The following is a 13,697-nucleotide window of genomic DNA, read 5'->3' on the forward strand; positions in this document are numbered from 1 at the left end:
TATTAGTTTTTGCTAGCACTTGCCGAAACTTCTTCAGATTCTTCTACAATTTTCGGTTTTACCTCAGATGTAAATGTTGATGATTGTGAAACTTGTTCAGGTACAGAAACAATGATATCAGCACCATTGATGATTGCTCCTAATAACCCTAGTTCAGATTCAACTAATTGATCAATAGCTTCACCTAGCATATTTTCTTCTGTATAGTGTGGTCGTGCCACTATCACAATCCCATCGCTGTAGGGTTGGACTAATAAGGGATCGTTGGATATGCTGAGTGGACTAGTATCTAAAATAACTAAATCAAAACGTTCTCGGACATCCTCAATCAGCCGTCGCATTTCGCTAGATTCAAGAATAGCAGCAGATTGCCGCACAGGTCCAGGGCTGGGAACAATATATAAATTTTCTACATCAGGAACTAAACGAATACATTCACTCAAATTAGCGTAATAACGTAGGGGTTCAATAGTGGACTCAGGGTCAGGAATTACTTTTAGGGATGTACAACGGGAAGGCGATCGCAAATCCGTTTCGATAATCAAGGTTCTTTTACCAGCACGGGCAGATGCTACACCCAAGTTATATGCACTTGCGGTCTTACCCTCTAGGCTGCTGGTGCTAGTAATCAACACTACCTTTAAGGTTTTACCACCAATCCGCCGCAGATTACTACGGAATTTCTCATAAAATTCTAAATAAGGAGAATCGGCGGAAAGTATTACCGGCACAGCTTCAAGATCCAAATCATCAACAGGCATTAAAGGCAATTCTCCCAACAGTACCACTTCCCGTTGCTTGAGGCTCTCGCGGATATCCTCCCTGGTTTTGAAAGTCCCTTCCATTGCTCCCAACAAAAATATCACCCCGCCACCAATCACCACACCTAAGAAACCACCCACAGCAAGGGTAATAGGTACACTTTTAGGGGGTTTGATGTCGGGAATAACTGTGGGGCGTCTGGCAATGCTGAGGCTGCCGGTAGTTTCTGCCTCAGCTGTTTTAGCATCGGTTAGCTTCACCTGCATTTGGTCATAGATGGCTTTTTTGAGTGCAACCTCCTGTTCTAAACGCGATCGCTCTAATTGCTTATTGGGTATCAGAGAATACTCTTGCCGTAGTCGCGCTTCTTGTTGGATTTCTTGAGTTAGTTGTTGTTGCAGTGTCTCCCGTTGAGTTTGCAAAGACACCATTTGGTTTGCCAATTGCTGACGGGCTGGATCTAAACTACTTTGGGTGCGAATACCTGCAACGTTACCCTGAAGTGGAGCCGCCGTCCCATCACCACCTAACACCTCAGCAGCACGTTGTTGTAGCAATTCCTCAGCAGCTTGTTTTTGACGCAGCAACTGAACCATCGTTGGGTGTTCCGGTCGCAAATCTTTTCTGAGTACGGCGATTTGCGACTCACTTTGATAAATTTGCGCTCGCAAGTTACCAATAATTGGATCGGCACTCAAAGCAGAAGAAATATAAGCCTGTCCGACTGTTAAGCCTAACTTATTTTGGATACTGCGAACTTGACCATCAACCCCAGAAATAGTTAATTGAATTTGCCGTTGGAGGTTTTGGCTGGCTGTAATGGCGGTTAACAAGCTACCATTCTCTGCGGCTAATATTGCCGTTCGTTCTACGCGATCGTACTGTTCCAACTTCTTTTCCGCAATTTGCAATTCTCGTTTAGCTTGTGGTGTGCGATCGTTAATCTTTTGAATAATTGCTTGTAATCGCCCAGTATTAATATCACTGCTCAACTTGACCATTGCTTGCATCAAATCTGCCAATACCTCTATACCTCGCTTGGCATCAGTATCTACATATTTTAATTCCAATATATTAGATTCTAATTCTCCACTCCTGGCATTTTTTTTAGGTAAAGAAAGGACGACACTAGTACCAAGCTTTGCCGGTTTGACACCAACTTTCTCTGCCACTGTCGCAATTATCTGGTTAGATAGTAAAACTTCTTCATTTAGTTCCTTTCCTTGCTGCTGGATTTGATTACCAGTTGTAGAGAAAGAAACTGGTGGTCCACTGTAAGTAAGTGCGGCAGATGCGATATAGCTAGCAGGTGGATCTGGTTGCATAGCCACCACAGTTGACCCTGCTATGACTAAAACAAAACTAGCTAGTCCAATCCACTTATATTTATCAAAAGCAATAAGATAGCGCTTAACAATTGGTGGGGTCATGGTCGCTTCGCTCCAATTAAAAATTAAAAATTAAAAATTAAAAATTTAGGAAGCAACAAATTCAAGATAGTGGCTTTGATACAAAAACGCTATCAACTTCCTACTGGAAATATCGGTTCATATCTTTAATATTTTTCCATTAATCAATGCAAAAATAAGTTGGAAATGTGGCTTCCTCCAGTCCCAAATATTTACAGATTGTATCCTTATTTTAGATTTACTAATTTGATCCACCACCACCGAAGTTATCAAAAAACCGGAGAAAGGATTGAACATTGAAGAAAGGTTGAGTAATAGTAGTCAGTAAATTACTAATTTTACCTATGAGGTTACGACCAACAACAATAACATCATTATCTTGAAGCGCCACATTTTGAGACGCATCACCGCCTAGAGCTTTTTTAGCATCAAGTTTTTGGGTAATAGCTTTGCCTCGTTCCGGGTCAAAGCGAACTAAAGCAATATCCCGGAGGTTAGCAGTGTCGAGATTTACTCCTCCCAAAGCATCTACAAATGTACTGCCGTTAGGCAGTGCTTGAGTGGAAATACCTCCCGCAGCATAGTTTAAAACCCGGACTCTAATCTGTGGTACAGCCAAGGATGAACGTGCTACCAAATTGCGGTCATAACCGTCATCATTACCGACTTCACGACGGGGTACGAGGATCGCATCTCCGTCTTGTAAGCGTAAATTAGGGATTGAACCGCCATTTTGCAGTGCTGCATATAAGTCAATACTTTGTGAAATCACCGAACCATCCGTTAATTTCCGACGTATTTGCACTTGTCGCAGGTCTGCATTGAATGTTGAACCACCAGATGTTAGCAAGGCATCAGCAACGCGGGGTGTTATTGAATTAATCGGATAAATTCCTGGTCGAAATATTTCCCCGCTAATGGTAACTTGAACTGGTCGCGCCCCTGCTAAGGATACTACTACAATTGGATCTGGTAAAATGCGACTCAAACTCAAGCGGATTTTTTCTTGAGCTTCTTCCAAGGTTAAACCTTGTAATGACACCGTTCCTACTTGCGGTACTATAATGTTGCCTTCTGGACTAATTGCAGCTTGAAAACTGAGGTCTTGACGCTGCGTTGCTAAGGCTAAAACTATTACTGGATCAACCACATAACGATTTAAGCCCAAGCGAATTTTTTCTTGAGCTTCTTGGAAAGTTAAACCTTGTAATGAAATTGTTCCCAATAACGGCACTACAATATTACCTTCTGGGTTGATTAAAGCTTGAAAGCTCAAATCTGGAAAGCGCTGAACCGAAACGCTAATTCCATCTCCTATTCCTAAACGGTATGGGCCAGGAGGACGCTGAAGCACAACGCTAATTGTATCTCCTGGTCCCAAGAGGTAGCGGCTGAATTGGGGCGAAATTTCGTTATTCACACCTAGAGGTGCAACCTCAGTACCTGGCAAAGGCGAGGGGGGCTGCCTTGGTGATTGTCCTTGCAATGGAAAGGGCTGGGCAACAACGAGTTGGATAGGTGTTATTAAGAAAACTCCCACTTGAAGACTGACAAAAGACAGGGCGCTGAATCCACGCATATAATAATAACTGGGATCTATGAACATCGGTGTAGAAAATACTGATAGAGGAATGAGTCGCGCCGAGTGGTTATTTTACTCTAAGAATGTCCTAGATGTCTCTTTTATCTGCAAGTATTTACTCAGAAAATTGCTAAATTTAATTTTTAACTTCATAATTTTTTTAACATCTTTGAGTTTCGGTTTGAAGGCAATTCATAGAGATCCTATTGATGAATCTCTGCACAAAGGAATCTTTAACAGACTCTACAAAGGGCCTGCCATCAATACAGTTTGCACTGTTTCTCCTATAGACTGAGCTAAAGACCAAGATGTTTCTACCTGCCCTAAAGGTTCCATTGGAATTAGAATGCTCACCCCCACCCAAGGAGTGCGTTGCTTACGCCACTGTGCTAATTGATCCGCTAAGAACCAGTGTAAAGGTGATGGATTTCCCCCGTCTGGCATGGCGTACCATTGCAAAACTGCGAAGGTTTGCTGTGGTGTGGAGGCGCGAAAGAACCTAGCTTCTACTTTGGTTTCGACATTAGATGTCAACTTTGCAGACGGTTTCACAGTAAATTCCGCAGAGCGAAATTGAGCTACATCCCACTTTCCCCAGCGTGACCTTCCCCAGCCGTTAACCTCTGTCCACTCTACCTCTGGTTGATCCTTAGGTCCATTCTGCGGCAGCAACAGCAGGATTGCTTGGGATTCGGAACCTTGTTTTTTAATTACCTGCAAAGACCATTGATGTTCGCCAATTTGCTGTTCTGCTTGTTCAATGGTTTGCCAACCAGGAATGGCTAACCCAGTCTTGCGGATGTGTCTTAACTCGTTGAGGGTAGTAACAGGTGGCAGTTGTTTCCATTGCCAGTGTCCTGTCAGGTATCCGGGAACCCCTGCCATTGCCAGCAGTAGTAGCAATAACAAAAGTGCTGCTACTTGACTCAATTGGTTTTCTTTGAAAAACTTGGAGAAGGAAGTCATCAGTAAAATTTGCAATACTTAGGCAGAATTTTACTTTATAAAATAACACCGTGAGTTCAGTAATATTTAGGAGTTACACATCGGGGAGGAAAATTAAGGGAGTTTGGAGTTAGGAGTTTGGAGTTAGGAGTTAGGAGTTTGGAGTTGTTTATTGGGATGGGAAGAATTCAGTCCCAATCCCCAATCCCCAATCCCCAATACTTCGGCTTCTCTACGAGACGCTACGCGTAGCTTGCTTCCCCGAAGGGGTACGCTCAGTACAAGTCTCCAGTCCCCAATACTTCGGCTTCTCTACGAGACGCTACGCGTAGCTTGCTTCCCCGAAGGGGTACGCTCAGTACAAGTCCCCAGTTCAACTTTCTGCTTCTTGCTGAGTTTCTAGAGATGCCGAGAAATAGTTATTAATCCAATTCAGTAAGGGCACTAATGACACCAACATACAAGCAGAGTAGAGGTCACCACCCCAACCCTCATGTAGCCATTTAAAAGCTGCTTCTTGACCTGTGCCGTGAAAGAAAGTCAGTAAAGTATTACGAATGATATTGGCAGTAGTACTAACGATCGCAGCAATACACAAAAAGGATATAGTTGTGCGGCGTGAAGACAATGCATCTGTCCAATAAAGCAGCATCAAGCCGACGTAGAGAGTCGTGAACAACATTTTCAGCCCTGCACAATAGGGGGCAACTTCTACAATCCGTCCTCCGACGTAGAGATTCATTTCAGACACGGTTACTTCCATACCAAATTGATTCAGGATGAAGCCGGCTGTGCCAGCGATAAAGTTTTGGAGAGGGGAGGTATAGGGAGAAATGAGATAGGGTACTGCTGTTGGGGTTGCAAAAAATACTAGTAGCAGGGGAAATCCCTGCGATCGCAAACCTGCTATTCCCTTAAACCACAAGCACAATCCTGCTAGTATAAGGGGCAAGGAAAGGTTAACCCACTCTGTAACACCGCCAAGATAAAAAACTGCCCCTAATAACAAGAAAACAGCGCCCAAGGGATGGCTAGTATCTGGCAAACGTTTCCACTTTTTCCGGTTTAACCAGGCTATGTAAGCAGCAAATGGTAGACCAATAATTCCGTGGCTGAAATATTCGTGTTCTGTACTGATATTTTTGTGCAGCCAACCATCCACCCAATGTAGCAATATCGGAGCATAAAGCAGCAGTAAAACGCCTAAAATGGCTAGATTTAACCAGCCCGATGCGCTTATATTTTTAACCTGTTGCCGGAGTACCATAATTTTAAGTAATTCAAAAACTTTGGTCATTTGTCATTTGTCCTTTGTCATTAGCAATGAATAAAGAACAAATGACAGTCTGAACGAAAAAATGTCTAATTTTAGAGGCACATTAGGGATGAATTCATTTCAGGCTACCACGCTGCCAAGATCAGCAGGAGATAGATTATCTACCTGATAATTCGTTGAGACTGCATTAGCGATCGCAGCTACAACTTCTTTGACTTGGCTACTGCTCAAACCAGGATACATCGGTAATGATAATATTTGCTGTGACAACTTTTCTGCTTGGGGAAAATCTCCCGGCTGATAGCCTAAGTTGGTGAATGCTGGCTGGAGATGACAAGGAATTGGGTAGTGAATGCCAGTTTGAATTCCCGCTAATGTCAGTTTTTCCTGGAGTTGCTGGCGTTCTATTGGGCAAGAATCATCAACTTTAATCACATAAAGATGATAAACATGTCCTGTATCACTTTGGTTTTCTATAGGGATAATACCAGCACTTGCTAAGGGTGCTAGTTCTTGATCATACTCCTGGGCAATAGTCAAGCGATCGCGATTCCACTGTGGTAAATATGGTAGTTTCTTGTGCAAGATGGCTGCTTGTAAAGTATCCAAGCGGCTGTTTGTACCTGGTTCGGTATGAAAATACTTTTGCGATGCACCATAATTTCGCAAACGGATCATCTTCTGGGCGACATCTGAATCTTGTGTCAGCAGCATTCCCCCATCCCCAAATGCTCCTAAATTTTTACTGGGATAGAAACTAAAAGCTGCTGCTATTCCTACTGAACCAGCGTGATATCCATCTCTTTGGGCGAGGTGTGCTTGGGCTGCATCTTCAAAAACTAGTAGTTTGTAGGTATCGGCAAGGTTCAATAACTGATGTGGTGATACCATCTGCCCATAGAGATGGACAGGGATAATTGCTTTAGTTTGAGGCGTAATTGCGTTGGCTGCGGCATCTAAGTCAATTAACGCTGTTTGGCGATCGCAATCGACTAGAATTGGCTTGGCACCAGCGCGTACCACCCCAATCAGGGTTGCTACAAAAGTATTTGCTGGTAAAATCACTTCATCGCCAGCACCAATATTACACGCTTGCAAGCCGAGAGCGATCGCATCTGTTCCTGATGCAACACCAACTCCATAAGCTGCCCCAGACACTGCCGCAAATGCTGCTTCAAAATCTGAGACTGCTTGCCCTAAAATAAAATCTCCCTTTTCCAATACAGATTGGATTGCATCTTCCAATTGCATTTGAATTGGTTCGTGTTGTAACTTCAAGTCTACAAAAGGAACTCTAATAGTCATTTTATTCATTACCAGTTGTCCTCAAAAAGATTTCCTCGTATGGAAAAAATACAAAAGCCTGCACAATTTTCGGCGTGAAATTTTAATAGATTTAATCTATTGCATAGTGATTTATCACAACTATCTAGTAAGCTATGGGTGATTCAAAATCACATCCTATTCAGTTGATTGCCCGAAGTTGTCATCAGACTTCTGAGACTGTTACCAGTAAAAGTGGCTAGAGATAATTACACTAACATAAGAGTTGTTTTAAGTAAATTTACTTTGAATATGCCAGTAGAAGTTTTCCCTTCTATATATAAAGAATCACAGCCACTTTGTATTGTCTCCTTAGCTTTAAGTTACCCTGACTGAATCAAAATCTAACGCAGTCTGATTGCAAAATCTCAAGCAATAAAGACTACACCAGTGGTCAATAAAGAACATTCAGCACCAGTAATTAGTAAGTAGGGGATACCACATCCTCGGCTTAATGGGAGGGATAAAAAAATTCTGCCCTAAATTTGTTTGTCAGAGGCAAAATTAGGGAATGCTTAAAAATAGCAATTGATAACCCAGAAATAGGGCTTATCTCAATTACAGTATCGAGAAATTATTAAGGTAGCAGTGGCAATGATAGAGCCTGAAAACAAATTATTTGCCCTAAGGGATGGTTGGGATTCTCCTGAAACAAGAGAACTACAACGCCTCAAAGCTTTGTCAGATTTAGGTTTGCGGCAACCAGAAACGATTCCAGTTTTTGAAGAAGCCACACAGACTGCTGCCCACTTTCTGGAAGCACCAATTTCCATATTGGGGTTTGTGGATCAAGAACGCCATTGGTTCAAGTCGGCGGTGGGCTTATCTAGGCTGGGACTAATGAATCATTTGGCACAGAGCCGCCAACTTTCACGCCGGGAATCCTTTTGTACTCAGGTAGTACAGAGCTTTCAAGTTTTTGTAATTAATGATACGCACAAACTGGCAGATCCAGTACTTGCTAGCAGCAAATTGGTGCAAGATTATGGTATCCGTGCTTACTTAGGAGCGCCACTAATTGATGCTGAGGGACATTGTTTAGGTGCATTGGCGGTGATGGATTTAGTACCGCGCAATTTTACAACCAGAGACATTGAGTTTTTACAAATCATCGCTCGTTGGAGTATGAGTGAATTTGAGCGTAATCGACTCCTGCAAGGGAAACTCGAATCAAGCAATCAGGCGATCGCTCCTTCAGTATTTTCACTCAATAACGAACGTAGCACTGAGATTAAAATCGCCCCAACGACTACAGATGGCGACTCTGTTTCTACCAAACAACTGAAACTGGAACTTTTGGCTCAACTAACTCAGGAGTTACGCACGCCCTTAACATCTGTACTCGGTATGGCTAGTGTTTTAGGACGTGAAATTTATGGGCCTTTGACGACTAAGCAGAGAGAATATTTGGAAATTATCCAACACAGTGGTCGGTACTTACTTTCTCTAGTAAACGAAATTACCGAACTAGGAGCGATGGATGAAAATTCAACTGTGCTAAATCTGGCTCCTGTGGATATCGAAATGCTATGCCAACAAGCTATCAATACCCTCGAAGAAGTGGCTAATCGCCGCGAGCAAGATATTCGCCTGTCTATAGAACCGGGACGCAATCGCATTTGCCCTTTAGATAAAGACAAGGTGCGGCAAATGCTGTATCACCTGGTTTTTAGTGTGATTCAACTTTCTGCTACAGGTAGCATTGTTCGCATTCATGTTTCTTACAAGGAAGATACCCTCAATATTACTATTTGGGTTTCTCATCCTTGGTTAGGGGACGGCATAACTGAGGTTGATCCTTACTTCCGTCTCAATTCTTTGTCGCTGCTGGAACTGACAGGTGAAGTCGCAACTTACAATACTCATACAGAAGGACAGGAGCAACTAGAACTAGATACTTCATCAGTAGCAGTGGACAATTCCAAAAATTTGAGTGGGAATCACTCAAATTTCCTTGCTACTAGTTCAGGTATAAATTTAGCTAAATCAAATGGAAGTCTTTCTCGTGAAAGCTTGGGTCTATTATTAAGTTGTCAACTGGCAGAATTGCATGGTGGACAAATTTTGATTCAAGGTTCACCAGAATCAGGATATCGTTATGTGCTTTCTTTACCACTGCAACTGGCGACTACCTCACAAGCAATTAGCGATGTCTAATGGTATGGGGATTGGGGATTGGGGACTTGTACTGAGCGTACCCCTTCGGGGAAGCAAGCTACGCGTAGCGTCTCGTAGAGAAGCCGAAGTATTGGGGACTTGTACTGCCCTTCGACTACGCTCAGGAACCGCGACTTGTGCCGAGCGAAGTCGAGGTAAGCCGAAGTATTGGGGATTGGGAAAGACGTATTTTCTATCTATATTTCATTAATTCGTAGCGAATTCTCCGCGTACCTCTGCGCCCCTACCCTACGGGAAGGCAAAGCGCATCTGCTTTTAAATTTCAACCCTCAATTCGCTACGATTTTACCTAAAGCTGTACTCAGTACATGAAGAACTATCTTAACTTCCTATTGGCTGATGGCTAGGAATAAGAGAGCCATTACGCAATGTGCAATCTCCGTTATTACCTTTTTATAGGGGTATGCATTATGATCAATTCCAAGTTCTGCGTCGGCAGACTAATTGATCGCAATGTTTTTTATGAATTTAGTCTGGCAACGATTTACTTTATCATCTTTACCGCTCAAAGAATATTTTGCTAGCAGTTACGTACACCGCTCTCTGGTGGGACTGTTAAGTTCTTGGCGGCAAACTAGCGTCTTGTTCCAGTGGGGAGATGCGATAGCAGCTGCTTTACTCAGCTCAATATATGCCCTTGCACCTTTTGCTTCAAGCACGTTAATAGGTTTGTTGCTGGGGGCTTGTGTAGCATTTTGGCTGTTGTTGACTTTATCTGATGAAGCAACACCAGCAAATGTTTCCTCAGTCACTCCCATTCACCTACTGGTATTGCTCTACTGGGGAGTTGCCGCAATTGCAACAGCATTATCACCGGTGAAAAAGGCGGCGCTTAACGACTTGGGAACATTGACCTTGTATTTGCTACTATTTACTCTTTGTGCCAGGGTATTAAGGTCTCCTCGTCTCCGGTCGTGGATTATCATCCTTTATCTACACGTATCGTTAATTGTTAGTGTATATGGGTTGCGACAATGGTTTTTTGGAGCCACAGCACTAGCGACTTGGGTTGATCCAGAATCTCCTCTGTCTAAGACTACAAGGGTCTACAGTTATTTAGGCAATCCCAATTTATTGGCTGGATACCTCTTACCGGCAGTAATTTTTAGCTTAGTGGCAATTTTTGCATGGCGAAGCTGGCTAAAAAAATCACTAGCATTAACAATGTTAATTGTCAATACTTCCTGTCTGATTCTAACTTTTAGTCGTGGCGGTTGGATTGGACTAGTGGTGGCAATTTTAGCTGTGATGGCATTGCTAGTTTATTGGAAAAGCGTAGAAATGCCTCGTTTTTGGCGTACTTGGTCACTACCGATTGTCTTGGGAGGTTTGATCGGCGTATTACTGCTAGCAGTGATATTTGTAGAGCCAGTGCAGATCCGGGTGTTAAGTATTTTTGCTGACCGTAAAGATAGCAGTAATAATTTTCGCCGAAATGTCTGGGATGCTGTTTTTCAGATGATTCGCGATCGCCCGATTTTCGGTATTGGCCCTGGTCACGGCTCTTTTAATAAAGTTTATCCCCTCTACCAACACCCTCGTTACACTGCTTTGAGTGCCTATTCGATTTTGTTTGAAGTAACTGTAGAAACTGGCTTTGTTGGTTTAGCCTGCTTTCTCTGGCTAATAATTGTCACATTTAATACGGCATTTTTGCAAGTGCGACGATTGCGACAATTCAGAAGTGTAGAGGGATTTTGGTTAATTGGAGCGATCGCTACTTTACTGGGTATGCTAGCTCACGGCACCGTAGATACTGTCTGGTATCGTCCTGAAGTCAATACCCTCTGGTGGCTGATCGTTGCCTTAATTGCCAGCTACTGGACACCTTTAGCTCAAAACCAGACAAATTCATCTAATTCAGAACCAGCAGTAAACTAACATCAGCAAGTTGTCAGTTGTTTTTATCCTGAACAACTGCCAACTGGTATTAGTCCTTGTAGGTAGTAGCACCTGGGGCATTAGGTTCACGATAAGCTCTCGCTTGATCCTCACGCTTTTTGCCAGCCAAACCACCTAGACCGAATAGACCAATTAATCCTAACCAACCCCAATCAGAATGGTTGCGATCTTCAGTGGTCGTTGTTGTTGTTGGAGCAGTAGTGGCTCCAGAGTCATTAGTTGTCTGAGCTTGTGCAGATAGAGTTAAGGGTAAAATTCCCATACTCAAGGTGAGAACGCCAGCGCCAATAGTTGTAATGAAATTACTTTTCATGAGTTGTGAAAATTCCTGGTGTCGTCCGAAGTTACTCACCACTGTATCGAGTTTCAACCTTAGCAAAATCAATCTACGGCTATAAACTAGGAATTTTCAAAACTCACGCTGTGGATATACAACATCCTTTTCACAGCAATCTATTTCTCACTCTGCTGTGGTAGTTTAGCAACACTGACCCTCAATAGCTTTTCATTGCCCGTTGAATATCACGCTGGTCTTGTCGTCGTTTCAGGTCTTCTCGCTTATCGTGGAGCTTTTTACCTTTGCCAAGGGCTATACTCACTTTTAGCCAGCCTCGTTTGAGATACATTTTCAAAGGGATTAAAGTTAAACCCTGCTGTTCTACTTTGCCAATTAGCTTACGAAGTTCTTGGCGATGCAACAGTAGCTTGCGTGTACGCCGTGGTTCATGATTAAAATATTGTCCACTAGCGTTGTAAGGCGAGATATGGACATTGATCAACCATGCTTCGCCATTGCGAAGTAAAGCATAGCCATCTTGGAGATTGACTTTCCCCGCACGAATTGACTTCACCTCTGTTCCTGTCAATTCAATTCCAGCTTCGTAAGTTTCTAGAATTTCATACAAATAACGGGCTTGGCGGTTGTCGCAAATAACTTTGTAACCTTCGTTCTTGTCGCTCATTGATAATTTTGTGTGCTTTAAATGTACCTAAAAAATTATTTGGATTGGCTTGTGAATTATAGGGTGTATCTTAGAGCCGCTATAAATTTTGAACTGTATATCACTAATTTAGCTTTTCTAAGTTCAAAATTAAGGTTTTCTGGCAACTTGAAGTTATCAAGTAGGGGCAATACCCTGCCCATTGGTGTCAACTTAACGTAGAAGTCAGGTAAGAGAGAGCATTCCAGAGTTGCCCTGATCCCCTAACCCCTTCTCTCAACATGGGAAAAGGGGAACTAGGAAATTTGTTTGCTCCCCTCTTGCATATTGGGCTGTACTTCATTTACCTGAAATCTGCTGTATTGGTGAGTTGTTACAAATTACAAAGCTGTCCATACCTCCCAAGAGAGGGAGTTAAAGGTAAGTTACACTTCGTTAACCCATCTAAAGATTTAAGATTTTCTTTATAAATAAACCCTGAAAGTAGTAATTAGCTGGTAATCCTGTCATAGTATGAAATATAAGAACACTATTATTATGTGTGTTCACTGATGGAGTACGTAGAAGCAAACTTCCGAGTAAAAAAATGCTAGGGGTGTATTATCCATGCCCTTGACGATCCTTGTAGTGGATGATGATTTGGGCACTCGTCTGTCTGTTAGCGACTATCTTGAACTGTCTGGCTATTCGGTGATCACGGCTAATGACGGTCAAGAGGCTTTGTTTGTGGTGGATGAGTATCATCCTGATTTGATTGTCACGGATATCGTTATGCCACGGATGAATGGCTATGAGCTGGTCCGCCGGGTGCGTCAACAACCAGTATTTCGTTTGTTGCCTGTAATTTTATTAACAGCCCGAACTAAGACCCAGGAAAGAATTTTGGGCTACCAGTCAGGGTGCGATTTATACTTACCCAAGCCTTTTGAAGTGGAAGAGTTAGCAGCAGCAATCCGCAATCTTTTGGAGCGATCGCAAATCATTCAATCGGAGTATCGCTTTTCTCATAAAGAGAGTTTGGGCATTTCCACCTCGACAAAAGCGGTAGATGCCCATAATTCTCTGTCCACTCAAGTTCAGAAATCCCATCTGCACTCATCCCTAACTGATAGAGAACAAGAAGTCTTAGAGTTATTAACTCATGGTCTTTCTAATGCCGAAATGGGTCTTCAGCTACACCTGAGTCCTCGAACAGTGGAAAAGTACGTTAGCAGTTTATTGAGAAAAACCTCAAGCAGCAACCGAGCGGAATTAGTTCGTTTTGCGATGAAGCATGGTTTGGTGGAATAAAAGTTAGGAGTTAAAAGTGAGGAGTTAGGAGTTTTAAGGGACTGAAAAATAAAAAAACATCCCAAATTTTCTTGTGGGATGGGTCTCCC

11 protein-coding genes are annotated in these 13,697 nt (G+C 42.7%); 4 read left to right on the top strand and 7 right to left on the bottom strand.

Features of this window, described 5'->3' with window-relative positions:
- Positions 1-2: 2 nt before the first annotated feature.
- The 5 genes from V7K50_RS26735 to V7K50_RS26755 form a co-directional block, all read right to left on the bottom strand.
- Positions 3-2,192: a GumC family protein gene (locus tag V7K50_RS26735; RefSeq protein WP_334965420.1), complete on the bottom strand. Its 2,190-nt coding sequence runs from the start codon at positions 2,190-2,192 to the stop codon at positions 3-5.
- Positions 2,193-2,412: 220 nt separating this feature from the next.
- On the bottom strand, positions 2,413-3,777 hold the full coding sequence (locus tag V7K50_RS26740) for a polysaccharide biosynthesis/export family protein (protein ID WP_334965422.1): 1,365 nt from the start codon (positions 3,775-3,777) through the stop codon (positions 2,413-2,415).
- 219 nt (positions 3,778-3,996) lie between these two features.
- A complete protein-coding gene (locus V7K50_RS26745) occupies positions 3,997-4,719 on the bottom strand; it encodes a cyanoexosortase B system-associated protein (RefSeq protein ID WP_334965424.1) in 723 nt (240 codons plus the stop codon).
- Positions 4,720-5,071: 352 nt separating this feature from the next.
- On the bottom strand, positions 5,072-5,965 hold the full coding sequence (gene crtB, locus V7K50_RS26750) for a cyanoexosortase B (RefSeq protein WP_334965509.1): 894 nt from the start codon (positions 5,963-5,965) through the stop codon (positions 5,072-5,074).
- A gap of 129 nt (positions 5,966-6,094) precedes the next feature.
- A complete protein-coding gene (locus V7K50_RS26755; RefSeq protein WP_334965426.1) occupies positions 6,095-7,288 on the bottom strand; it encodes a DegT/DnrJ/EryC1/StrS family aminotransferase in 1,194 nt (397 codons plus the stop codon).
- Between the two features lie 603 nt (positions 7,289-7,891).
- On the opposite strand from V7K50_RS26755, the gene V7K50_RS26760 reads away from it, so the two are divergent.
- Together V7K50_RS26760 and V7K50_RS26765 are read left to right on the top strand one after the other, a co-directional pair.
- Positions 7,892-9,454 carry a GAF domain-containing sensor histidine kinase gene (locus tag V7K50_RS26760; RefSeq protein ID WP_334965428.1) on the top strand — a complete coding sequence of 521 codons (1,563 nt, stop codon included), beginning with the start codon at positions 7,892-7,894 and terminating at the stop codon, positions 9,452-9,454.
- A 483-nt stretch (positions 9,455-9,937) separates the two neighbouring features.
- Entirely contained in the window at positions 9,938-11,356 is a 1,419-nt protein-coding gene (locus tag V7K50_RS26765) for an IctB family putative bicarbonate transporter (RefSeq protein WP_334965430.1), read from the top strand.
- Between the two features lie 49 nt (positions 11,357-11,405).
- Here the strand turns inward: V7K50_RS26765 and V7K50_RS26770 are convergent, their stop codons facing one another.
- Positions 11,406-11,690 (bottom strand): WGxxGxxG family protein, encoded by a 285-nt coding sequence (locus tag V7K50_RS26770; protein WP_334965432.1) that lies wholly within the window; start codon positions 11,688-11,690, stop codon positions 11,406-11,408.
- Between the two features lie 5 nt (positions 11,691-11,695).
- Here V7K50_RS26770 and V7K50_RS26775 point away from each other — a divergent pair, with 5 nt between their 5' ends.
- A complete protein-coding gene (locus tag V7K50_RS26775) occupies positions 11,696-11,854 on the top strand; it encodes a hypothetical protein (protein WP_334965434.1) in 159 nt (52 codons plus the stop codon).
- A 17-nt stretch (positions 11,855-11,871) separates the two neighbouring features.
- Here V7K50_RS26775 and smpB read toward each other — a convergent pair whose 3' ends face one another.
- Positions 11,872-12,339, bottom strand: a complete 468-nt coding sequence (smpB, locus tag V7K50_RS26780; protein WP_094349892.1) for an SsrA-binding protein SmpB — start codon at positions 12,337-12,339, stop codon at positions 11,872-11,874.
- Between the two features lie 585 nt (positions 12,340-12,924).
- Between smpB and V7K50_RS26785 the strand changes: the two genes are divergently transcribed.
- Complete coding sequence (locus tag V7K50_RS26785) at positions 12,925-13,608, top strand: response regulator transcription factor (RefSeq protein WP_334965436.1); 684 nt, start codon at positions 12,925-12,927, stop codon at positions 13,606-13,608.
- Positions 13,609-13,697 lie beyond the last annotated feature (89 nt).

It is taken from the genome of Nostoc sp. (assembly GCF_036917135.1).
GTDB lineage: Bacteria > Cyanobacteriota > Cyanobacteriia > Cyanobacteriales > Nostocaceae > Nostoc.